This window comes from Corynebacterium sp. 32222D000AT (genome assembly GCF_053546955.1).
This window is the reverse complement of the sequence record NZ_JBPPVW010000007.1, coordinates 19280-41330: the sequence shown is the minus strand read 5'-3', so window position 1 is coordinate 41330 and position 22051 is coordinate 19280. Positions and strand designations below refer to the sequence as shown.

19 protein-coding genes are annotated in these 22051 nt (G+C 65.9%); 9 read left to right on the top strand and 10 right to left on the bottom strand.

The window, feature by feature from the left end; all coding sequences use genetic code 11:
• Window positions 1-39: 39 nt before the first annotated feature.
• Complete coding sequence (locus tag ACEE23_RS05870) at window positions 40-486, top strand: hypothetical protein (RefSeq protein WP_368519184.1); 447 nt, start codon at window positions 40-42, stop codon at window positions 484-486.
• Window positions 487-605: 119 nt separating this feature from the next.
• Window positions 606-1064, top strand: a complete 459-nt coding sequence (nrdR, locus tag ACEE23_RS05865; RefSeq protein ID WP_368519185.1) for a transcriptional regulator NrdR — start codon at window positions 606-608, stop codon at window positions 1062-1064.
• Window positions 1065-1087: 23 nt separating this feature from the next.
• Here the strand turns inward: nrdR and hrpA are convergent, their stop codons facing one another.
• A complete protein-coding gene (gene hrpA, locus ACEE23_RS05860) occupies window positions 1088-5026 on the bottom strand; it encodes an ATP-dependent RNA helicase HrpA (RefSeq protein ID WP_448871423.1) in 3939 nt (1312 codons plus the stop codon).
• Between the two features lie 163 nt (window positions 5027-5189).
• Here hrpA and ACEE23_RS05855 point away from each other — a divergent pair, with 163 nt between their 5' ends.
• Window positions 5190-6182, top strand: coding sequence for a hypothetical protein (locus ACEE23_RS05855; protein WP_368519187.1), 993 nt, complete (start codon window positions 5190-5192; stop codon window positions 6180-6182).
• A gap of 82 nt (window positions 6183-6264) precedes the next feature.
• On the opposite strand, the gene ACEE23_RS05850 is transcribed toward ACEE23_RS05855, so the two are convergent.
• Entirely contained in the window at window positions 6265-7218 is a 954-nt protein-coding gene (locus tag ACEE23_RS05850) for a hydrogen peroxide-inducible genes activator (protein ID WP_368533918.1), read from the bottom strand.
• A 143-nt stretch (window positions 7219-7361) separates the two neighbouring features.
• Here ACEE23_RS05850 and ACEE23_RS05845 point away from each other — a divergent pair, with 143 nt between their 5' ends.
• Together ACEE23_RS05845 and ACEE23_RS05840 are read left to right on the top strand one after the other, a co-directional pair.
• On the top strand, window positions 7362-7958 hold the full coding sequence (locus ACEE23_RS05845; RefSeq protein WP_368519189.1) for a peroxiredoxin: 597 nt from the start codon (window positions 7362-7364) through the stop codon (window positions 7956-7958).
• Window positions 7959-8056: 98 nt separating this feature from the next.
• The gene (locus tag ACEE23_RS05840) at window positions 8057-8581 is read left to right on the top strand and encodes a carboxymuconolactone decarboxylase family protein (protein WP_368519190.1); all 525 of its coding nucleotides are present in this window, start codon (window positions 8057-8059) and stop codon (window positions 8579-8581) included.
• Between the two features lie 100 nt (window positions 8582-8681).
• On the opposite strand, the gene ACEE23_RS05835 is transcribed toward ACEE23_RS05840, so the two are convergent.
• Together ACEE23_RS05835 and ACEE23_RS05830 are read right to left on the bottom strand one after the other, a co-directional pair.
• Window positions 8682-11225, bottom strand: a complete 2544-nt coding sequence (locus tag ACEE23_RS05835; RefSeq protein WP_368519191.1) for a DEAD/DEAH box helicase — start codon at window positions 11223-11225, stop codon at window positions 8682-8684.
• A 54-nt stretch (window positions 11226-11279) separates the two neighbouring features.
• The gene (locus tag ACEE23_RS05830) at window positions 11280-12314 is read right to left on the bottom strand and encodes a PAC2 family protein (protein WP_368519192.1); all 1035 of its coding nucleotides are present in this window, start codon (window positions 12312-12314) and stop codon (window positions 11280-11282) included.
• Between the two features lie 219 nt (window positions 12315-12533).
• Between ACEE23_RS05830 and ACEE23_RS05825 the strand changes: the two genes are divergently transcribed.
• Window positions 12534-13625 carry a DUF4192 domain-containing protein gene (locus ACEE23_RS05825; protein WP_368519193.1) on the top strand — a complete coding sequence of 364 codons (1092 nt, stop codon included), beginning with the start codon at window positions 12534-12536 and terminating at the stop codon, window positions 13623-13625.
• A gap of 9 nt (window positions 13626-13634) precedes the next feature.
• Here the strand turns inward: ACEE23_RS05825 and galE are convergent, their stop codons facing one another.
• From galE to ACEE23_RS05795, 6 genes are all read right to left on the bottom strand, one after another.
• A complete protein-coding gene (gene galE, locus ACEE23_RS05820) occupies window positions 13635-14621 on the bottom strand; it encodes a UDP-glucose 4-epimerase GalE (protein ID WP_448871419.1) in 987 nt (328 codons plus the stop codon).
• A 4-nt stretch (window positions 14622-14625) separates the two neighbouring features.
• Window positions 14626-15306, bottom strand: a complete 681-nt coding sequence (locus ACEE23_RS05815; RefSeq protein WP_368519195.1) for a metal-dependent transcriptional regulator — start codon at window positions 15304-15306, stop codon at window positions 14626-14628.
• Window positions 15307-15537: 231 nt separating this feature from the next.
• Window positions 15538-16539 carry a sigma-70 family RNA polymerase sigma factor gene (locus ACEE23_RS05810; protein ID WP_368519196.1) on the bottom strand — a complete coding sequence of 334 codons (1002 nt, stop codon included), beginning with the start codon at window positions 16537-16539 and terminating at the stop codon, window positions 15538-15540.
• 89 nt (window positions 16540-16628) lie between these two features.
• Window positions 16629-17081, bottom strand: a complete 453-nt coding sequence (dtd, locus tag ACEE23_RS05805) for a D-aminoacyl-tRNA deacylase (protein WP_368521220.1) — start codon at window positions 17079-17081, stop codon at window positions 16629-16631.
• 69 nt (window positions 17082-17150) lie between these two features.
• The gene (locus ACEE23_RS05800) at window positions 17151-18701 is read right to left on the bottom strand and encodes a DUF7782 domain-containing protein (RefSeq protein ID WP_448871416.1); all 1551 of its coding nucleotides are present in this window, start codon (window positions 18699-18701) and stop codon (window positions 17151-17153) included.
• Window positions 18702-18722: 21 nt separating this feature from the next.
• Complete coding sequence (locus ACEE23_RS05795) at window positions 18723-19163, bottom strand: DUF3099 domain-containing protein (RefSeq protein ID WP_368519199.1); 441 nt, start codon at window positions 19161-19163, stop codon at window positions 18723-18725.
• A 61-nt stretch (window positions 19164-19224) separates the two neighbouring features.
• Between ACEE23_RS05795 and ACEE23_RS05790 the strand changes: the two genes are divergently transcribed.
• The 3 genes from ACEE23_RS05790 (at window position 19225) to ACEE23_RS05780 (ending at window position 21949) form a co-directional block, all read left to right on the top strand.
• Complete coding sequence (locus ACEE23_RS05790; RefSeq protein WP_070768436.1) at window positions 19225-19467, top strand: DUF3039 domain-containing protein; 243 nt, start codon at window positions 19225-19227, stop codon at window positions 19465-19467.
• The gene (locus tag ACEE23_RS05785; RefSeq protein WP_368519421.1) at window positions 19467-21230 is read left to right on the top strand and encodes a DEAD/DEAH box helicase; all 1764 of its coding nucleotides are present in this window, start codon (window positions 19467-19469) and stop codon (window positions 21228-21230) included. Before ACEE23_RS05790 ends, ACEE23_RS05785 begins: the two co-directional genes overlap by 1 nt.
• Before the next feature lie 80 nt (window positions 21231-21310).
• A complete protein-coding gene (locus ACEE23_RS05780) occupies window positions 21311-21949 on the top strand; it encodes a hypothetical protein (RefSeq protein ID WP_448871413.1) in 639 nt (212 codons plus the stop codon).
• The last annotated feature ends 102 nt before the right edge of the window (window positions 21950-22051 follow it).

Genomic DNA, 22051 nt, shown 5'->3' with positions numbered 1-22051 from the left:
GATTTAGACTCGGTGGCACCAAGGAAAGGAAAGATTACTATGACTCTCGCATTTGATGACCGCCGTATCGCTAACACCGAATTTGCAGCTTACCGCACCGGTTCCCGCACCCCTTCCGTGGTGCCCGCGGCCGCGGTGTGGGAGCCATCGGTCCGAGATTTCGGGGATCGGCAGGGCGCGCCCGCCTGGTCGGGGCACGGCCCGGCTGGCGTGGGGTCGCGCTATTCTCGAACGCTCACGCTAGATAATCGAACAGACCGTCGTTCGCAGCCCGCGCTGAGCGCCGAGGATTTCGCAGGGCAGCCGCGCGGGATGGTCTCCGAGCAGGGGCGCCAGAAGGGCAACTACGCGCTCGGCGCTGTGTTCGGATGTGCAGTCTTCTTGGGCACGCTGGCGGCGGGCATGGGGCTTGTTGACGGCCCGGAGTCCGCCAGCTCGATGGGAGCCGTGGACAGTGCCATCACCCAGCAGGCTCACCTGAACTAGGCCGCGGTCCGGGCACTCGGCTTTCCCATCGCCGCGCGCAGTAGACTGGTAAGGCATCCGCGTGGTCCGCTGGTGCGGATGAAACCGGGAAGCTAGAAAGATACGGGGAGCGAGCCGAGTTGTATTGCCCATTTTGTCACCACGAACAGTCACGCGTCATCGACTCCCGCGTCGTTGACGCGGGTGCTTCCATCCGCCGCCGGCGCGAGTGTTCTTCGTGCCGGGGCCGTTTCACCACGGTCGAAAAGGCGGTGCTGTCCGTGGTCAAGCGCAACGGCCTGTCCGAGCCGTTTAGCCGCGACAAGCTGATCCGCGGCGTGCGCCGGGCCTGCCAGGGCCGTGATGTCTCGGACGACGCCTTGAAGCGCCTGGCCCAGGAAGTGGAGGAGACCGTGCGCAGCCACGGCAGCTCCCAGATCAACGCCAACGATATCGGCCTGGCCATCCTCGACCCGCTGCGCGACCTCGACGAGGTGGCGTACCTGCGCTTCGCCTCCGTGTATAAATCCTTCGACAGCGCGGATGATTTCGAGTCGGAGATCCGCCTGATGAAGCGCCGCGACCGGAGCAACTTCTAGGCTTCGGCCGCGGCAGCGCGGCGCTAGGCCAGCTTGTCGACAGCCTTCTGGATGCGTCGCAGGGACACCGCGTGCGCGGTGCCGAGGCGTTGGGCGAACAGGGAGACTCGGAGCTCCTCGATCATCCAGTAGATATCCCGCACCGCCTTCGTCTTAGATCTCCCGGCTGGCAGCGAACGCAGGCGATTATTGAGGTAGGCCTTCGCCTCGTCGACCTCCGCTTGGCGGTCCGCGTCCTTGTCCGGGTCGAGGTTCATCTCTTCTAACCGAATGCGCACCGCCTGCAGGTAGCGCGGCAGATGCCGCAGATGTTCGATGCCGTTTTTCGTGATCGCCTGCGGGGGAAGCAGGAAATCCAGCTGGGCGCGGATGTCGTCGATGGCTGGGCCGGTCCACTTGTCGAGCTCGTCCGTGATGCGTCCGTATTCGACCAGTCCCGGGGCGATGGCGACGACCATCTGGCGCGCCCGCCCGGGCACGTCCGGGGCGACCTTCTTGCGCAGCTGGTCGAATTCTTCCGGGGAGCGCACCGCGCCGCCGGCCTCCAGCAGGAGATCGCGGATGGCGGCCACCCGGGCGTCGGAGACCAGGCCTTCGGCCCCGCCGTGCGGGTAGTTGTCGATGGCCACGCGCTGCTGCAAGGGCAGGCCCTTGACCATGGGGCGCGGGTTGACGGTGATTTCCCGCATGAGCAACGTCAGCGTCGTGGTCAGCATGGCCGCATCGGCCGCGGCCTTGGTGGGGTGCACCTTGACCTCGACGCCGTCCTTGGTGGCGACCAGCGCCGGGTAGGCGGTGACCTCGTGGCCGTCCACCGTGGTGCGGACCTCGTCATCGATGGAGCCGAGGTTGTCGGCGCGCCATTCCTTGACTGACCCGGACTCCGAGATGCGGCTGACCTTCGAGACCGAGGACTTAATCGATCCTGCCTGGCGGTTGACCAGCGCGGAAAGATCGCGGTCGGAGTCGATAATCTTGCCCCGCTTATCGATGGCGGCATAGTTCATGCGCAGGTGGTCGGGCAGTGACTGCGGGCGGAAGTCCACGGCGTTGATGCCCTGGCCGCCCAGTTCCCGCAGGACGTCGGCTAGCTGTTCGGTAATGGGCCCGGCGTAGGGGACCAGCTTGTCCAGGGCGCGCTCGGCGAACTCCGGGGCGGGCACCACCGTGCGGCGCAGGGCCTTGGGTAGGCTGCGGATGAGCTCCGTGACCAGCTCCAGGCGCAGGCCCGGCACCAGCCAATCGAAGCCGGTGGTATCCAGCCCGGCCAGCATGGGCACCGGCACCTGGATGGTCACGCCGTCCAGGGGATCGCCGGGGCTGAAGTGGTACGACAGGTCCAGCTCCACGGAGCCGGCGCGCCAGGTATCGGGAAAGTCCGCCTCGGTCACACGGTTATCGGCGTCGTTGACCAGTGCTTCCGGATCGAAGTCCAGCAGCGCGGGGTGGGCGTGGCGCTCCTTCTTCCACCAGGAGTCGAAGTACTTGCCGCTGGTGATATTGGCGGGCAGGCGCTCGTCGTAGAAGGCGAAGAGGGCGTCCTCGTCCGCTACCAGGCCGCGGCGGCGGGCCTTGTCCTCGTACTCGGCCGCCTTGTCGAGCTTGGCGACGTTGTCGTGGAAGAAGGAATGGTGGGTATTCCACTCTCCGCCGATGAGCGCGTGCCGGATGAACAAATCCCGGGCCGCAGCCTGGTCGACGCGGTGGTAGGGCACGGAGCGGTCGTGGACCACCGGCACGCCGTACAGCGTCGACTTCTGCTTGACCATGGCCGTGGCCCGCTTACTCGACCAGACTGGGTCGGAGTAGCTGTGCTTGAGCAGGCCGGAGGCCAAACGCTCCACCCAGGCGGGATCGATCTGGGCGACATCGCGCGCCCACAGCCGGGAGGTTTCCACCAGTTCGGCGGCCATGACGAACTCCGGCGGCTTCTTCGCCAGCGCGGAGCCGGGGAAGACCATAAAGCGGGTGTTGCGGGCGCCGTGGAACTCCTTGGAGTTGCCGTCGCGGGCGCCGATATTGGACAGCAAGCCCGACAGCAGCGCCTGGTGGATGGCGGCATCGGCCCGCTTGCCGGATTCCTGCGCGGTCCACTTGAGCTGCTTGGCGACCTCGCGCAGCTGGCGCACCAGATCGAACCACTCGCGGATGCGCATGTAGTGCAGGAACTCCGCCTTCATCTGCTTGCGGAAAGCGTTGCCGGACTTTTCGTCGCGGGAGTCCTTAATGTAGTCCCACAGCTTGAGCTGGCTTAAGAAATCCGAGGTCTTGTCCTTAAACCGCGCGTGCGCCTGGTCGGCCTGGGCCTGCTTTTCTAAGGGGCGTTCGCGCACGTCCTGGATGGTCATGGCCGCAACGATGATGATGACGTCGTGCAGGCAGCCCAGCTTGTGGGCTTCCACCAGCATCCGTGCCATGCGCGGGTCGACCGGGATGCGCGCCAGCGTCGAGCCGGTCTTGGTCAGCGTGGGCAGCCCGTTCTTGTTCTCCGTGCCCAAAGCACCCAGCTCGTTGAGCAGGGCGATGCCGTCGCGCACCGCCTTGTCCGCCGGCGGCTGCACGAAGGGGAAGCGGGAGATATCGCCCAGCCGCAGGGAAATCATCTGCAGGATGACGCTGGCCAGGTTGGTGCGCAGGATTTCCGGGTCGGTGAACTCCGGGCGGGACAAAAAGTCCTGCTCCGAGTACAGGCGGATGGCGATGCCGTCGGCCACACGCCCGCAGCGTCCGGAGCGTTGGTTCGCGCTGGCCTGGGAGATGGGCTCGATGGGCAGGCGCTGGACCTTGGTGCGCGTGGAATAGCGCGAGATACGCGCGGTGCCGGTGTCCACGACGTAGCGGATTCCGGGCACCGTCAGGGAGGTCTCGGCGATATTGGTCGAAAGCACGATGCGCCGCCCCGAGTGCGGGCTAAAGACCCGGTGCTGTTCCTGGTTGGACAGGCGGCCGAAGAGGGGAGTGACCTCCACGCCCTTCCACTTCTTGGCCTCGATGACCTCCATGGCGTCGCGGATGTCGCGCTCGCCGGGGAAGAAGCACAAGATATCGCCGTCGCCCTCGGCCATCAGTTCGGTCAGGGCTTCGACGAGCCCGTCCAGCGGGTCTTGGTCGACCACCTTGCCGCCGGCCTCGAATTCCAGGGGCCGGTAGCGGATCTCGACGGGGTAGGTGCGGCCGGAGACCTCGATGATGGGCGCGGGCCCTTCCGGGCTGGCGAAGTGCTGGGCGAAACGCTCCGGATCGATGGTCGCCGAGGTAATAATCACCTTGAGATCCGGGCGCTTGGGCAGCAGCCGCTTGAGGTAGCCCAGAAGGAAGTCGATGTTCAGCGAACGCTCGTGGGCCTCGTCGATGATGATGGTGTCGTAGGCGTTGAGGAAGCGGTCGCGCTGCATTTCCGCCAGCAGGATGCCGTCCGTCATGAGCTTGACGGCCGTGGACTTGGAGACCTGATCGTCGAAGCGGATGGCGTAGCCGACGGTCTGGCCGATCTTCTGTCCGAGCTCGTCGGCGATACGCTCGGCGACCGTGCGGGCCGCCAGGCGCCGCGGCTGCGTGTGGCCGATCAGCCCGCGGCGGCCGCGGCCCAGCTCCAGGCAGATCTTCGGGATCTGCGTGGTCTTGCCGGAGCCGGTCTCGCCGGCGATGATGACCACCTGGTTGTTGTCAATCGCCTCGGCGATGTCGTCGCGACGGGCGCTGACCGGCAGGCTGTCCGGGTAGACGATCTCCGGCACGAGGCGGTCGATGCCGCGTACGCGCTCTTCGGCGGCGTCGATGTCGGCGGAGATCGCCGTGAGCGCGTGCGGGGAGCGCGCCTTTTTCAGGCGGCGCCGGAAGGCGCGCTCGTCGGCGCTTCGTACGTTAGCCAGGCGGGCGTACAGATCGTCGCGGCTGGGCGCTGCGGGAGAGGTATCGCGCGCCTCGCGCGGTTCTTGCGGGTCCTTGTGTGTATTAGCCATTGTCGCAGCTAATTCTACTCACGGCGGCGCGTGAGGGCTCAAACCGGTAACTATTGAGACACTCTTTCGGAACAGGTCGAACGTATAGGGCCGCCGGGTGATACCGTCACTGGGGTAGCCAGTCCCCGCCGTATTCTGTTGATGAATTCAGAAAGGACCCACCATGACCACCCCGAACGATCCGAGCGACGGGCAGTCGCCGAACGACTCCTTCGGCGATCTGCCGCGTTACGAGCCGACGAGCCACCCGGAGGACAACCCGAATTTCGGCTCCCCGAATCCCGGCGGGCAGCAGGCCCCGGGCTACGGGTACGCGGGCGCGCAGGGTTATGCGGGCGGCGATGCTGGATATCTGCACGGGCCGCAGCGCCCGCAGGCGGTCCGGTCCATCGGCTGGGGCTTTTCCTCCTTCGGCCGCAACTGGAAGACCCTGGTGCCGCTGGCGCTAGTCCTGGGCCTGGCCGGCGCGATCCTCTCGATGGGCATCTCCTTGCTCACCGGCGGGGATATCGAGGCAGGTTACTCGGGCAACTCCGTGGTCACCAGCCTGCTCAGCCTGGTGATCTCTATCGTGGTCACGCCCGTGCTGTACCGGTTTGCCACCTGGCACGTTGACGAGCCGCGGCCGGGTATCGGCGCCCTTGGCAAGGACGTGCACTGGGCCGCCGCGGGCGTCTACCTGGTCGTCCAGGGGATTATCACCGTCATCATGCTGGGCGGGATGCAGCTCAGCGGCTTCAACGAGATGAGCGAAACCACCGACCCGGCGCAGCTGGATCCGAGCGTCTTCGCGGGAGTCTTTGCCTTCTTTATGGCCTTCGTCGTGCTCATGTTCTTCCTATCGCCGCTGTTCACGCTGATGCCGTGGTTCGCGGCGGACGGCAAGACCGGCTTCGGCGCCTCCTTCTCGACGGGCTTTGCCGCCGGCAAGAAGAACTACCTGCAGCTGCTGCTGTTCAGCCTGCTGGTGGGGCTGATTTCCTTCGGCCTCATGCTGGCCGTGGCGCTGGTGAGCCTGCTGTTTATCTCCTTCGGCATCGTGGGTGTCATCCTGATGTCCATCTTCATCATGCTGGGCGCGAGCATCGTGGCGGCCGTCGTGCTGCTGGCCCAGGCGCACATGTACCGCTCGTGCGCGGCCACCGTCCGCGTCTAAAAGCGGCTCACTAAAGCTTTCACCCCGCCCGGAGCACGTGGTTGTGCCCCGCGGCGGGGTGAAGTGTTTGTGGCGCTTGGACTTACTGGATGGACTCGCGGGAACGGGCCAGGGCCTTGTCGTAGGCGTCCTTGACGGTCTCGCCGAACTCGCGGAACTCATCGGCGCGAGCGGCGGAGTTGCGGAAGACCAGGCCGATCTGGCGCTGGGCGGTTACGGAATCATCAAAGCGGGCGATGCCCAGCTCCGGGTGGTTAGCTTCCGCAGCCAGGGCCGACTCTGGCACCAAGGTGGCGCCTAGGCCGGCGATGACCAGCTGGACGATGGTGGTCAGCGACGATGCCCGGGTCACCGAGTTGGTGGCCTCCGACGGGTTGATCTTTGCCTTGCGGCACAGGTCCATGATCTGGTCACGCAGGCAGTGGCCGTCGTCGAGGAGCAGCAGATCCAGGGAATCGAGGTCCTCGAGCTTCAGGTCGTCGCGGCCGGCCAGCGGGTGGTCGCTGGGGACGACCACGGCGAAGTCCTCGGTGTAGAGGGGGACCTCGACCAGCCCGGAGGCCTCCGACGGCAGGGCGATGATGGCCAGGTCCAGCTGGCCGTCGCGCAGGCGCTGGAGCAGGTGCTCGGTCTGCTCCTCGACGATGCGGGGCTCCATGTCCTCGAACTTGCTGTGCAGGTTCTTGAGCAGATCCGGGAGGATGTACGGGGCCACGGTCGGTATGGCGCCGATGGTCAGCGGCCCGGACAGGTCGCCGTGGGCGCCGCGGGCGTGGGCGAAGAAGGCGTTGGCGGCTTCCAGGGTGGCCTTGGCGTAGGGCAGCAGCTTTTCGCCGGCGGCGGTGACGATGACTCGGCGGGTGGAGCGTTCAATCAGTTGGATGTCGAGGCCTTGCTCCAAAGCAACCAGCGCCTGGGACAGCGAAGGCTGGGAGATTTGTAGCTTTTGGGCGGCCGTGCCGAAGTGTTTATTTTCGGCGATGGTGACGAATGTGCGCAGCTGAGCGAGGGTGGGACGGTACTCTTTATTATGCATACTTATCATTATATCATTAATAGATAGGGAGGTCTATTGACGTTCTTGAAACTGATAGGCATAATGGAAGTCGTTGGCCGCTAAGGCGGCCGCAGACCACAAATCTGGACTAAGCAACCTCATTAAAGGAGATGTTGTCAACAATGCCTATCTTGACCGTTGGGGAAAAGTTCCCGGAGTTCAACCTGACCGCGCTCACCGGTGGCGACCTGCACGACGTGAACGCCCAGCAGCCGGAGGACTACTTCGAGCAGGTTTCGCTGGATAAGTACGAAGGCAAGTGGAAGATCGTCTTCTTCTACCCGAAGGACTTCACCTTCGTCTGCCCGACCGAGATTGCGGCATTCGGCAAGCTGGACGAAGAGTTCCAGGACCGTGACACCCAGGTGCTGGGCGGCTCCACCGACAACGAGTTCGCTCACTTCAACTGGCGCGCCACCCACCCGGACCTGAAGTCCGTTCCGTTCCCGATGTTCGCCGACGTTCGCCACGACCTGATCCGTGCGCTGGGTGTCGAGAACGCTGACGGTGTCGCTGACCGCGCCACCTTCATTATCGACCCGGACGGCATCATCCAGTTCGTGTCCGTCACCCCGGACGCTGTGGGCCGCAACGTCGACGAGGTTCTGCGTGTGCTAGACGCCCTGCAGTCCGAAGAGGTCTGCGCTTGCAACTGGGAAGCTAACGACCCGACCAAGAACATCAACAAGATGGACGTCGTTCAGGAATCCCTGAAGTAAAGACTTAAAGCCATGGACCCCGTCGAAGTCCGCTCCGGCGGGGTCTTTGTCTCAACCCCGTTGAAATATACTTATCAAAATCCAGAAGGAGAATAGTCTTGTCTATTGATAACCTGAAGAGCTCCATGCCCGAGTACGCCAAAGACCAGAAGCTGAACCTGGGCACCCTGACCCGCAGCACCGAGCTCAACGAGGAGCAGCTCTGGGGCTCCCTGCTGGCCGCTGCCGCCGCTACCCGCAACGACACCGTCCTCTCCGAGATCATGGAAGAGGCCAAGGAGCACCTGTCCGACGAGGCCGTCGAGGCTGCCCTGGGTGCCGCCACCGTCATGGCTATGAACAACGTTGCCTACCGCGCCAAGGGCTGGCTCGGTGACGACTACGCTCAGGTCAAGTTCGGCCTGCGCATGAACATCATCTCCAAGCCGGGCGTCGAGAAGGCTAACTTCGAGCTGTGGAACACCGTGGTCTCCGCCATCAACGGCTGCGAGCACTGCCTGGCCGCCCACGCGCACGAGCTGCAGGAAGCCGGCCTGACCAAGGAGCAGATCTGGGAGGCCGTCAAGGTTGGCGCCGTCATCCAGGCTGTCGCCCAGACCGTCCAGATTGAAGCCGCCCGCTAAATCTAGCGCCGCGCTTTAAAGCAGACACCCGCCCAGCCGCTCGCAACCGAGCCGGGGCGGGTGTTTTCGCGTCCTTAGGGGGAAGGCGCGCCCTAAGCCTTTAGTAGTCGACGCGCAGATCGGACAGGCGGACCTCGCCGGCCTCGTCGGAAGCATCCAGGTCGACGGTGCCGACCAGCGCGTAGGCGTTGTCGCCGTCCGGGTCCTTGATAATCTGGCGGACCGTCCACGCGCGCGGGCGGGTTTCTGCCAGGCGGAAGTACTCCGGTCCGCGGGCGGCCGGACCGGAGTCGATGTCGGCGTATTCGTCGAAGTAATCGTCCAGTGCCGCGCCGAAGTCGGGCACCTCGTCCAGGTAGTCCAGGAACTCGGCCAGGCGGTCTTCCTTCTCGAAGGCGAAAAGCTGGACCAGGCGGAAGAAGTAGTTGCGCACCATGATGGTAAACGCCCGCTTGTTGGACGTCAGCGCGGTCGGGTCCTCGACGCCGAAGGCCAGCTCGCGGTCCACTGTGGCCTGGTCGACGGGGGAGTCCTCGCCGGCCATCTGCGCCCACTCGTCGACCAGGGAGCTGTCGACCTGGCGGATGAGCTCGCCCAACCATTCCAGGATGTCGGCGAGCTGCTCGGTCACGTACTCCTGCGGCACCGACTGCTTGAGCGTGCGCCAGCAGTCGGTCAGGTAGCGCAGGATAACGCCCTCGGAACGGGCCAGCCCGTAGGTGGCGACCAAGTCGGAGAACGTCATGGCCTTTTCGACCATCTCGCGCAGGACCGACTTCGGCGCGATATCGAATTCCTTGGCCCACGGGTTGCCCTCGCAGAAGGACTCGAAGGCCTGGTCGAGCAGCTCCTCCAAGGGTTTGGGCCAGGTGATCTCCTCGACGATGGCCATGCGCTCGGTGTAGTCCACGCCCTCGGCCTTCAGCGCCGCGATCTCCTCGCCGCGGCGGGCCTTCTGCTGGGCCTGCAGCACCTGCCGGGGATCGTCCAGGATGGTCTCGAAACAGGAGATAATGTCCAGCGTGAAGGTCTCGGACTCGGGGTCCAGCAGCGTCAGCGCCGCCAGCGCGAAGGGGGAGAGCGGCTGGTTCAGCGCGAAGTCGCGGGGCAGTTCGCGCACCAGGTGGTAGGGCCGGCCGTAGATGTCCAGCCCCTTGGTGGACTTTTGGACCACGCCGGCGTTGAGCAAACCTTTGAAGAGATCCAGCGCGGTCAGGATGTGCTGGTTTTGCTGCGCGCGGGTGTCGTGGTTGGTGCGCAACAGGTGCTTGAGGTGCTCGTAGCCGTTGCCGTGCCGGGCCAGGACGTTGAGCAGCATGGAGTTCGACATGCGGAACTGGGAGGTCAGCTGCTCCGGCTCGGCGTGGGTCAGCCGCTCGAAGGTCTTTTCCGACCAGGAGACCTCGCCGTCGCGCGGGGCCTTCTTGCGCAGCTTCTTCAGCCGCTTCGGGTCGTCGCCCACGCGGCGGCGGGCCTTGGCGTTTTCGATCTCGTGCTCGGGCGCCTCGACCACGACGGCGCCCTCGGTGTCGTAGCCGGCGCGGCCAGCGCGCCCGGCGATCTGGTGGAACTCGCGGGATTTCAGGATGCGCTGGCGCGTGCCGTCGAACTTCGCCAGGCCCGTCATCAGCACCGTGCGGATGGGCACGTTGATGCCCACGCCCAGGGTGTCGGTGCCGCAGATGACCTTCAGCAGGCCGCGCTGGGCGAGGCGTTCCACCAGGCGGCGATACTTGGGCAGCATGCCGGCGTGGTGGATACCGATGCCCTTGCGCAGCAGCCGCGACAAATCTTTGCCGAAGGTGGTGGTGAAGCGGAAACTGCCGATCTCGGTGGCGATGGCTTCCTTTTCCTCCGGCGTGATCATCGCCTTCAGCGAGGTCAGCGTCTGCGCGCGCTCGGCGGCCTCGCGCTGGGAGAAGTGCACGACGTAGATGGGCGCCTTGCCAGCGCTCAGCAGCTCCTCGATGGTCTCGTGGACGGCCAGGAAGGTGTAGCTAAAATCCAGCGGCACCGGGCGCTCCGAGCCCGCCACGAGGTCCGTGGTGCGGTCGGTGCGCTCGCTGAGATCCTTTTCCAGCCAGGTGGTGTCGCCCAGGGTGGCCGACATCAGCAGGAATTGGGCCTGGTCCAGCTCCAGGAGCGGGACCTGCCAGGCCCAGCCGCGCTGCGGGTCCGAGTAGTAGTGGAACTCGTCCATGACCACCTGGTCGATCTTGGCCTCGCGCCCGTCGCGCAGGGCGATATTAGCCACGATTTCCGCGGTGGCGGCGATGATGGGGGCGTTGCCGTTGACGGTGGCATCGCCGGTCATCATGCCGACATTTTCCGCGCCGAAGATTTCGCACAACGCGAAGAATTTCTCGCTCACCAGGGCCTTAATCGGCGCGGTGTAGAAGCTGCGCTGCCCGCGGGCCAGCGCGATAAAGTGCGCGGCGTTGGCCACCATCGACTTGCCGGAGCCCGTCGGAGTGGCCAGGATGACGTTGTCCCCGGCGAGGATGCCTAACGATGCCTCCTCCTGGGCCGGGTACAAGGAAATCCCGCGCTCGGTGGTCCACGCGGTGAACGTGTCCCAGATGGCGGTGTCGACGAGCGACTCCGGTACTTCGGCGAGGTCGGGCAGCATTTGCGTTAAAGTCACGCCTACCACTCTAGGCCATCGCCGTCACCGCCGGGGCGGCCGGGCGCGGCCCGCCTAGCTCTCGTCGCTGCGATCCTCCGGGCCCGTCCCGGAGTCGACATCCCCGTCGTCGCGGCCGTGGTTCATGTTGCGCTCGATGGCCCGGCGGACCTCGGGGTCCTGGTCATCGAGGTAGGCGAGGAAGCGCTCGAATTCCTCGCTGATTTCCTCGCCGGTGGGCATGTTCTGCTCGCCCGGCAACACGGCCTGCGGGTGCTCGTCGCGGTAGTGCTCGAGGAAGGAGTCGTACTGTTCCTCGAGCTGGCGCACGACCTGGTTGACCTCCTCGGAGTCCTCGACCTGCTCGGCCAGCTGCTGGTTGACGCGCTCGACGTCGTGCTCCAGGCTGCCGAGCGGCAAGTCCAAGCCGGCGGCGGTGGCCACGGACTCCAGAAGCTGCAGCGTGGCGTGCGGGTACGGCGAGGAGGCCAGGTAATGGGGCACGTGGACGGTGAAGCCGGCGACCTTGTGGCCGCGGTCCGCCAGCTCCTTTTCCAGGTAGAGCTGGGCCGAGCCCGGCACCATCATGGTCGAATCCAACTTGAACATCCGCTGCTTTAACCGGCGCGAGTTGCCGTGGGCGGTAATCACCAGCGGGCGGGTGTGGGGCACCGGCATCGGGGCGGCGTAGAGGCAGATGGTGTCCGAGACGTCGAACTTGTCGGCCAGGTCCGCCACCGCGTTGGTAAAGCCTTCCCAGCGCAGGTCGGGCTCGGGGCCGGACAGCAGCAGGAAGGGCTTGTCGCGGGTGTCACGCACCACGCGCATGCTCAGGTCGAGCTGCTCGATTTCCATCGGGCTATCGGCGTCGATGGTCACCGCGGGGCGCCGCGAGCGGTAATCAATGAGTTCGTCGTTGTTGAACGCGGCCACGGGCCGCGAGTCGAGCGCGGCGAGCAGGTGCGTAGCGCTGGCGTCGACCGCTTGGCCCGCGTCCGCGTAGCCGCTCATGGCCACTACGAGGGTGGGGCCGTTGCCGTCGTCATTCGCGGAGTCGACTACTGGGGCAGGATACTCCAGTTCGTACATGCGGCGATCTTCATCAGGCATGTCTTTTCCTCCTTCTCTTACCTGCAACAACGATTCCCCGGCCGGGTTTATTCCTTAACCTTTGCGGGAACGCATTGGAGCTATTGTAGACCATCGCGGCGGGCCCCGGCCTGTGGATAACGTGCCGATATATTACGTGGCATATAAATGTGGCGAGTTATCCACAGGCGCGGGACGGCAGCGCTCGATTTCGGCGCACATCCCGCCGATGATGACAGCATGACTACTTCACAAGCACACACGTACACACCCGCCGAAATCCTTGCCGACATCCCCGGAAACCTTGGTTTCTACCCGTCCGAATCCCTCGTCATCGTCAGCTTCCAGCCCGCCCACGACTGCCCCGAGAGTTATATTCTCGGACCCCTCCTGCGCATTAGCATCGACGACGTCGACGAGGGCTGGGAGGAAGGCCTCGCCCTGCTGGACCAATATCCCGACCACATCTTTTTCGCGTTCATCATCAGCACCCGCCCGGAACGCCACCTCAGCGAACTCATTGACTTCCTTTCCGAACCAGACCAGTGCTACCTCGACCTGGAGGGCCTGTGGATGGTGCCGGAAATCCAGGTCGGCCGGCCCTACGAGGAGATTTTCGCCGACCCGGCGCTGCACCAGGGCCCCGGCGGCGACGCCTGGCTGGAAGGCCGCGTTGCGCCGATTACGGACTCCGACAGCATGCGAGCCTGCATCGCCGAAGGCGAGTTGCCCGCCCTCGACCGGCAGGAATGCTTCGAGCCCTTCCAGCGCCGTAGCCGCTTGGGGGAGTCGGAGGAACTCGCCGCCCTCAACCGGCTGGCTACCACCTGTGCTAACGATGCCTGCTGCGGCCACCGCACCTACGGCTACGACCTCGTGGCCATCGCCCGCGACGTCCCGGAGGTCTTAAGCGATATCGACGGGCCCGGCGACGTCGCCGGGGACACCGATCTATTGTTTACCGCCGCCGTGTGGATGGGCAGCACCAAGGCCCGCGACGTCGCCTTGGGCGGTTGCCTGGCCCACCCGGCGGCCGCCTGCACGCTCATGCTGGCGCTGGCGCAGACCTTCAGCGGGAACATTCGCGCCAACGCGCTGGCCGTCTACGCAGTCTGCTCAATCGAGATGGGCATCTACTACAAGGCCAGCACGGCGCTGATGGTCGGCCGCGAGGAATTCCCCGAGCACAACTTCCTGCGGCTGCTGCTCAGCGCGTTCCGCTGCGGGCTCAGCGAGCACCTCATCGACAGCGTGCGGCAGGGCTCGGAGAAGGCGCGGCTGGCAGCCGTCTACGGGGTATGCGGCTGCGACCCCGAGCCGCGGGCCGCCTAGGCCTAGCGGTTACGCGCGGCGGGCCGAGTGCGCCTGGTCGCCGAGCTGGCGGGTGAACTCCCACGCGTCCGAGACGATGGTATCCAGGTCCGTGCGCGTCGGGTTCCAGCCCAGCTCCTCCTTGATCTTCTCGGAGGAGGCGATCAGCACCGCCGGGTCGCCGGCGCGCCGCGGGGCGTCCTCGGCCGGGATGGGGTGGCCGGTGACCTTCCGGCAGGCGGCGATGACCTCCTTGACGGAGTAGCCGTCGCCGGAGCCCAGGTTGTAGATCCGGTGGCAGCCTGGCTTGTTGCTCTCCAGCGCCAACACGTGCGCGTCGGCTAGGTCGCGGATATGGATATAGTCGCGGACCGCGGTGCCGTCCTTGGTGTCCCAGTCGTTGCCGAAGATGAAGATCTTGTCGCGGTGCCCCAGGGCCACCTGCAAGATGATGGGGATGAGGTGGGTCTCCACCGCGCGGTTTTCCCCGACGGAGCCGTAGGCGCCGGCCACGTTGAAATAGCGCAGCGAGGTCGCCGCCAGGTCAAAGGCCTTCGCGTAGGAGGTGATCATGTAGTCGATGGACAGCTTGGTCGCCCCGTAAGGGTTGGTGGGAGCCGTCGGCGCGTCCTCGGTAATCGGCACCTGCTCCGGCTCGCCGTAGGTGGCCGCCGTGGAGGAGAAGACGAGGTTCTTGACGCCGTTGTCCCGCATGGCGTCCAGCAAGGCCAGGGCGGTGCCGACGTTGTCGTGCCAGTATTCGTTCGGCACCTCGACGGACTCGCCGACCAGGGAGCGCGCGGCGAAGTGGACCACGCCGTCGAAGCCGCCCTCGGACAGCACGGACTGGGCCAGCTCGTCGACGCGGCCCTCGACCAGGCGCGCCTGCGCCGGGACGGCCTCGCGGTTGCCCGTGGAAAAATCATCGATGATCGTCACGTCGTGGCTGCGCTCGATAAGAACCGCAGCGCACACGCTGCCGACGTACCCGGCGCCGCCGGTAACCAGAAGCTTCATGGGTTTAAGACTCCTCGATCCGCACCGCGTGGGCCAAGTCGTTGAGCAGTTCGACGCCGTGCCCGGACTTAGTGGTCAGGGTAATCGCGCCGCCGTTGTTGAGGGCGGTGACTTCGGCGCCGACGACGATCCCGGCATCGTGCAGCTCCCGGAAGTGCTGGTGGTCGACCTGCAGGATCTCATTAATCTGGCTGACGGTACCGGTGACCTCCTTGCCCTCCGGCAGGTCGATGGCGCGCGTGCCCTCCGACTGCTCCGGCACGTTGGTGCCCAGCTGGGCCAGGCCCGGGATCGGGTTGCCGAAGGGGGAGCGCGCCGGATCATCCAGCACGGCGACGACGCGGCGCTCCACGTCCTCGCTCATGACGTGCTCCCAGCGGCAGGCCTCGTCGTGGACCTGGTGGATGTCCAGGCCCAGCACGTCGGTCAGCAGCCGCTCGGCCAGGCGGTGCTTGCGCATCACGGCGGTGGCCAGCTCGCGCCCGCTTGGGGTCAGATCCAGGCTCCGGTCGGTGCGCACATGCAAAAGGCCATCGCGCTCCATGCGCGCCACGGTCTGCGAGACCGTCGGGCCGGACTGCTCGAGCCGCTCCGCGATGCGGGCGCGCAGCGGGGTAATGCCCTCTTCCTCGAGCTCGTAGATGGTTCGCAGATACATTTCGGTGGTATCGACTAGGTCCCTCACGTGGGCTGGCACCTTTCTGATTCCGGGAGTGGATTCTCACTCGCAGCACAGGATTGCTAAACCTAAGCTGCGGCAAAACTAATACACCATAGTCTAGCGCATATCGCCGGGCTGCCGTTGTCGCAGTAAAGGCTATAAACGCTATTTACGGTCTAGGAAGCGTCCACACAAAGACGAAGCCGCCGGCCTGAAAGATCAGGTCGCGGCGGGCTAAGGCGGCGGATAAAAGTCCTACTGGGCGTACTCGCGCAGTCGGTCGGCGCGCTGGCCGTCGCGCAGCTTGGCCATGACCTCGCGCTCGATCTGGCGCACACGCTCGCGGGACAGGCCGAACTGGCGGCCAATCTGGTCCAGGGTGCGTGGCACGCCGTCGTCCAGGCCGTAGCGCAGGCGGATGACGTCCTGCTCGCGCTGCTCCAGGGAGCCGATCACCGAGCGGATATCGGAGTGACGCAGGGAGGCGACGACGGCCGTTTCGGCGTCGGTAGCCTCGGCGTCCTCGATGAAGTCGCCCAGCGGGGCTTCCTCGTCCGCGCCGACCGGCATGTCCAGCGAGACGGGGTCGCGGGACTGGCGCAGGAGCATCTCGATCTTGTCCTCATCGATGCCGGATTCCTCCGACAGCTCCTCATTCGTGGCCTCGCGGCCCAGGGACTGGTACATCTCGCGCTTGATGCGGGAGAGCTTGTTGACCTGCTCGACCAAGTGGACGGGCAGGCGGATGGTGCGCGACTGGTCGGCCATGCCGCGGGTAATGGCCTGGCGGATCCACCAGGTGGCGTAGGTGGAGAACTTAAAGCCCTTGGCGTAGTCGAATTTCTCCATCGCGCGGATAAGGCCCAGGTTGCCCTCCTGGATAAGATCCAGTAGCGGCATGCCGCGGCCGGTGTAGCGCTTGGCCAGGGAGACCACCAGGCGCAGGTTCGCCTCCAGCAGGTGGGAGCGGGCCTTCTTGCCTTCCTTGACGAGAATCTTCAGGTCGCGCTTCTCGGCGCGGGTGAGCTTTTCCGCGTTATTCAGTTTGTATTCGGCGTACAGGCCGATTTCGATTTCCTGTGCCAGCTCGACTTCGTCCTCGGCGGACAAAAGAGCGGTCTTGCCGATGCCGTTGAGGTAAACCCGCACGAGGTCGGCCGAAGGGTTGTCGTTGGTGTGTCCGCGGCGGGAACCGCGATCAACCTCCTGCTCCGTGGCGTCTTGCTTAGATGAATCCTGGTCGTGGGAAGTGGTCATCTAGGGCCTCCTAAAGTATCGCCGGTTACAAACTACTCAACGGCTCGCGGCGCGGATTAGTTCCCGCACCATCTTTTGGGGGTGACGGGCTAGGTCTCCACCAGCAAAGTAAAGGGTCCTTGGTTGACTGAGCTGACTTCCATCATCGCGCCGAAGCGGCCCTCGGCCACGGTTATGTCGCGGGAGCGCAGCTGCCGCACCAGTTCGACAATCACCGGCTCGGCTATTTCCGCCGGCGCCGCCGCCGACCAGGAGGGGCGCCGCCCGCGGGCCGTCGCGCCGTACAGGGTGAACTGGCTGACCACCAGGACGGGCGCGCCGGTATCCGTCACGGACTTTTCCCCGTCGAGCATCCGCAACTCCGCGATCTTGCGCGCCATCTTCTCCACCGCGGCCGCCGTCGTGGCTTTGTCCTCACAGTCCTCGCGCGAAACTCCCACCAGCGCCAGCACGCCGCCGGTCTCCGGGCAATCGATGTTGCCCACCGTCTCACCCGCCACGGTCACGCTCGCCTGCGAAACCCGCGTCAACACTGCCTTCATAAACTCCTCGTGCCTTTCTGCTCGTTGCCTGCCCGGCCGCGTGCTTTCTGGTGGTTGCCGCGCCGGTGCCTAATCCAAGAACTCGGCCGGCAGCACCAGCCCGTGCCGGATTAAGTCCACGATGGCCGGCACGGCCGAGCGCACCAGCTCCTCCTCGTCCAGCCCGTGGGCGGCGGCGTACAGGGCGATGGTCTCGCCCAGGTTGAGCCCATCCGGCCTGAGGCCGGCCACCACCGCGGCCAGCCCGTCGTCGACCTCGTGCGACCAGCGCGGGCCCTCCGTGCGGGTCAGGCGCTTGACCGCCGGCTCGAAGCCCTGGTGGCTTTCGGCATCCGCGACGGAGATGTCCTCCAAGGCGACGCCGGGGCGCAGCCCGAAGTACTTGGTCTCGATCTCCCCGGGCACCAGGTCGCGCAGCCAGGCCACGCGGGCGAAGTATTCCTCCACCTCCGGGCCCAGCGGATCGCTAAAGGCCTGGGGCAGGGACTCCGCCAGGACCTCGGTGGGGGCATCGTCAGCAATGCGCTGCAGCGCCACGAAGCCGAAGCCGATGCCGGTCACGTCGTGGTCGGCCAGGTATTCCAGCCAGGCCGTGCTGCGCTTGCGACCGGCGCGGGTGCGCACATCGACGGACTCGTCGCGCAGCCACGTGGACACGTACAGCGCCGGGTCCGCCACGTCGCGCTCGATGACCCACGCGGCCACCCCGTGCGACGGCAGCCAGCTGGCCACGCGCTGCGCCCAGTTCTCGTCGGTGCGGTGAACCCACGCCGCCAGCAGGTGCGCGGTGCCGCCCGGGTTCAAATAATCCGCCACCTCCGAGACCACCTTCTGGGAGGCCCCATCTAGTTCCATCCCGGAGTCGCGGTAGACGTGGCCGACCTCCGGCAGTCCCACCACGAACGGCGGGTTGGCCACCACGCGGTCGAAGCGGCGCCCGGCCACCGGATCGAACCAGGAACCTTCCTTCAGCTCCACCCGGTCGCTGGCGCCGGCCGCGGCCACCGTCGCGCGCGCCAGCGTTAGGGCGCGCTCGCTGACATCGGTCGCGGTGACCGATTCGGCGCAGCCCAGCTGGCCGAGCACCTGCACGCCCGAGCCCGTGCCGAGATCCAGCACCGTGCCGACCGGGGAGAGGGGAGTGGATTGCAGCAGCGACAGGCTGGCCGCGCCCACGCCCACCACGTGCTGGGAGCCGGGCACGTGGTCGACCAGGGAGGCATCGACGTCCGAGAAGACCACGCGCTCCCGGCCGGCGATGATCTGCGGGCGAATCTCCAGCGCGCAGTAGACCGTGCCGTGCTCATCGGCGCGCACGATGCCGGTATCCACCAGCTGCGTGGCCAGCCGCGCGCCCACGGCCTGGGCCAGGGCGGTGGCGGGGACGGCATCGTGCAGCAAAAAGATGCGGACGAGCCACGCCATCTGGCTGTCGTCCCGGCAGCGCAGCGCCACCGGGGCGTATTCGCCGCGGTGCAGGGCCTCGGTGGCCTCCGGGCCCAAGAAGCCGGCAATACCGGCCACGTCGAAACCGGCGGAGGTAAAGACGTCGGCGAGCTCGCCCGCCAGGGCGGAGAGATCGTCCGGCAGCGGCAGGCAAAAGCGTTCAGTGGCGGGCATAGCAGGCAGGCTCCTTGCTTTTTAAGGGTTCTTCGGGTCGTCGTGGTCGATGGTTTCCGGCTGCTCGAGCTGCGCGCGCTGCTGGCCGGTAACCTGCTCGCGCTGCTGGGCGGCCATCTGACGGGCCAGCGCCGGCTTGTAGACGTTGCGCTCGCGCTTGTCCTTCGGCTGGCCGCGCCCGTTGGCGATGACCACCGCCGCCCACGGCAGCGGCAGCGTGAGCCCGGAGACAATCCCCGCCGCGAGCCACGCCTGGTGCGCGTAGACCAAATAAATGGAAATAAACAGGGCGGGGATACGGATAAACTGCAGGATCGCGTAGACCACCTCGCGGTGGTGGCGATCCTGGCCGGGGCCGACCTTGGCATCCGTAATCAGGGACACCGAGGCGCGCCGGAAGAGGCGGCGGGAGCCCTTAACAGGGGGATCGCCGTCCGGATTGTCAACGGTGTACGGTTCCATGCCTCCCTAGGGTAGCTGGGGACTCGCATTAATCCACACTCTTGCGGCAAAATGGGGTGCTGTGAGTACGACGACGAAAACAATCGAAAGGCCAGACGTCCGGGAGGATACGTCCACCCCGAATGACGACACCCCGAAATTCTTCCACTACGTAAAGAAGGACCAGATCCTCGACTCCGCGGTCAACGGCAAGATGGTTGTCGCGCTGTGCGGGGAGACCTTCCCGGTGACCAAGCAAGCCAAGCCCGGTTCGCCGGTCTGCCCCGACTGCGAGCGGATTTTTAAGGGTCTGCGGCGCAAGTGATTCCGGGCAAGAACAAAGGCAAACTCCGCCAATGGCAGCAGGAGGCGCTGGAGAAGTTCTTGCGCACCAAGCCTCAGGACTTCATGGCCGTGGCGACGCCGGGCGCCGGTAAGACCACCTTCGCCCTCCGCGTGGCCACCGAGCTGCTCGAAGACCGCACCGTCGAACGCGTCATCGTGGTGGTGCCCACCGAGCAACTGAAGATCCAGTGGTCGTCCGCCGCCGCCCGCGTCGGCATGTCCCTGGACGCGCACTTCACCAACTCCTCGGCGGTCAACCCGGCCTACGACGGGATCGTGGTCACCTACGCCCAGGTCGGCATGCACCCGTTCAAGCACCGGGCGGTCGCCTCCGCGCGGCGCACCCTGGTCATCCTGGACGAGATCCACCACGCCGGCGACGCCAAGAGCTGGGGCGACGGCGTGCGCGAGGCCTACGACGACGTGAATCACCGCCTGGCGCTGACCGGTACGCCCTTCCGCTCCGACGATTCCCCGATCCCCTTCGTGCGCTACGAGCAGGACGGGGAGGGCCACCTGGTCTCCCGCTCCGACCACGCCTACAACTACGGCGACGCGCTGGCCGATGGCGTCGTGCGCCCCGTGGTCTTTCTGGCGTACTCCGGCGAGGCCCGCTGGCGCGACTCCGCGGGCGAGGAATACGCCGCCCGCCTGGGCGACATCCTCAACCCGGAGCAGACCGCGCGCGCCTGGCGCACGGCCCTGGACCCGAAGGGCGACTGGATCCCCGCGGTGCTGCAGGCCGCGCACACGCGCCTGATGCAGATGCGCCGCAGCATGCCGGATGCCGGCGGGCTCGTGCTGGCCACCGACTCGACGACCGCCCGCGCCTACGCGAAGATCCTCAAGGGGATTTCGAACACGCCGGTCTCGGTCATCCTGTCCGACGATCCGGGCTCGTCCGAGCGGATCGATGAGTTCTCGGAGAGCAACGACGAGTGGATGGTCGCCGTCCGCATGGTCTCCGAGGGCGTCGACGTGCCACGCCTGGCCGTGGGCGTGTACGCGACCTCGGCGTCGACTCCGCTGTTTTTCGCCCAGGCCATCGGCCGCTTCGTGCGCTCGCGCATGCCGGGCGAGACCGCTTCGGTCTTCCTGCCGTCGGTGCCCGTGCTGCTGGGTCTGGCCGAGAACATGGAAAAGTCCCGCGACCACGTGCTGGGCAAGCCGGACCGGCCCAAGGAGGGCTGGGACGACGAGCTGCTCGAGCAGGCCAACCGCAAGGAGTCGGAGCCGGACCTGGACAAGCCCTATGAGTCCCTCGGGGCCGACGCGGAGTTCTCCTCGCTGATCTACGACGGTTCTTCCTTCAACACCGCCGCCTTTACTGACGATGCGGAACAGGCCGATTTCCTCGGCATCCCCGGGTTGTTGGACGCCCAGCAGGTCAAGGACTTGCTGCGCAAGAAGCAGGAAGAGGAGATGGACGCCCGCGAGGCCCGGGAGAAGGCGCGCCGGGCAGAGGCTGCGGCGGAGGAGCATCGGAGGCAGATCTACGGCATGCCGAGCGCGCCGAAGCAGAAGCAGCAGCCGCAGGGCGGCGGGGCCGAGGAGCTCGCCGTCGACGAAATCGCGCGCCTGCGCAAGGAGCTCAACACGGTCGTGTCTATTACCGCCGGGCGCAAGGGGCGGCCGCACGGGGCCATCCACAACGAGGCCCGCAAGGCCTGTGGCGGGCCGCCCACCGCGTTGTGCAACGCCGAGCAGCTGCGCGAGCGCATCGAATACCTGCGCGCGTGGTAGCGCTCGCGCTGCGAAACCGGTTACTTATTCGCTATTGTGGGGCGGGATAGTAAGTTATAGCACTAGGAAAGAGGGTAGAAATGACCACTCCCAACAACCCTTATGGGAACGACCAGAACAACGACCCGAACCAGGGCCTGCCGTCCTACGGTGATTCCCGCCCGGGTGCTAACGATGCCCAGGGCCAGCACGCCGCCGATCCCAGCGCCGGCGCCGGCGCTGGCTATGGCTACGGCGGCACCGGCGAGGCGAACGCCGGCTTCGACGACGGCGCCTATGGGGCCGCGCCGGAGGGCAACGCCTACGCCGCGCCGGCCGCCGGCTACGGTGGCTCCCAGTACCAGGGCGGCTTCGAAAACGCCCCGAACTTCGAGAAGTCGAAGCTGGCGCTGACGGCCTTAATCCTCGGTATCGTCGCCGTGGTGGGCCTCATCGTCGGCGGCTTGGGCGCCATCGTCGGTGTTGCGGGCGTCGTGGTTGCCATCATCGCGATGGTCCGCAACGCCAAGAAGCCGAAGGAGACCCGCCGCACCTGGATGTCGGTGGTGGGCTTTATCCTGTCGGTGATTTCCATTGCTATCGCCGCCATCATGGTGGCGTTTACCGTCTGGGTATTCAACGAGACGAACTTCGAGGAGTGCATGCAGATCCAGGATCAGCAGGCACAGCGTGATTGCGTCGAGCGTCAGAGCGAGGAACTGGTCAACTCGAACAACTAAGCCCTCACTCCTTCTGGCCCCCGCCTGGTGCGGGGGCCTTTTTGTGGCTAAGTGTGCCTAATGTTGTTTAGTTGTGCCCAAATTTTGCCAACCTATGGCTAC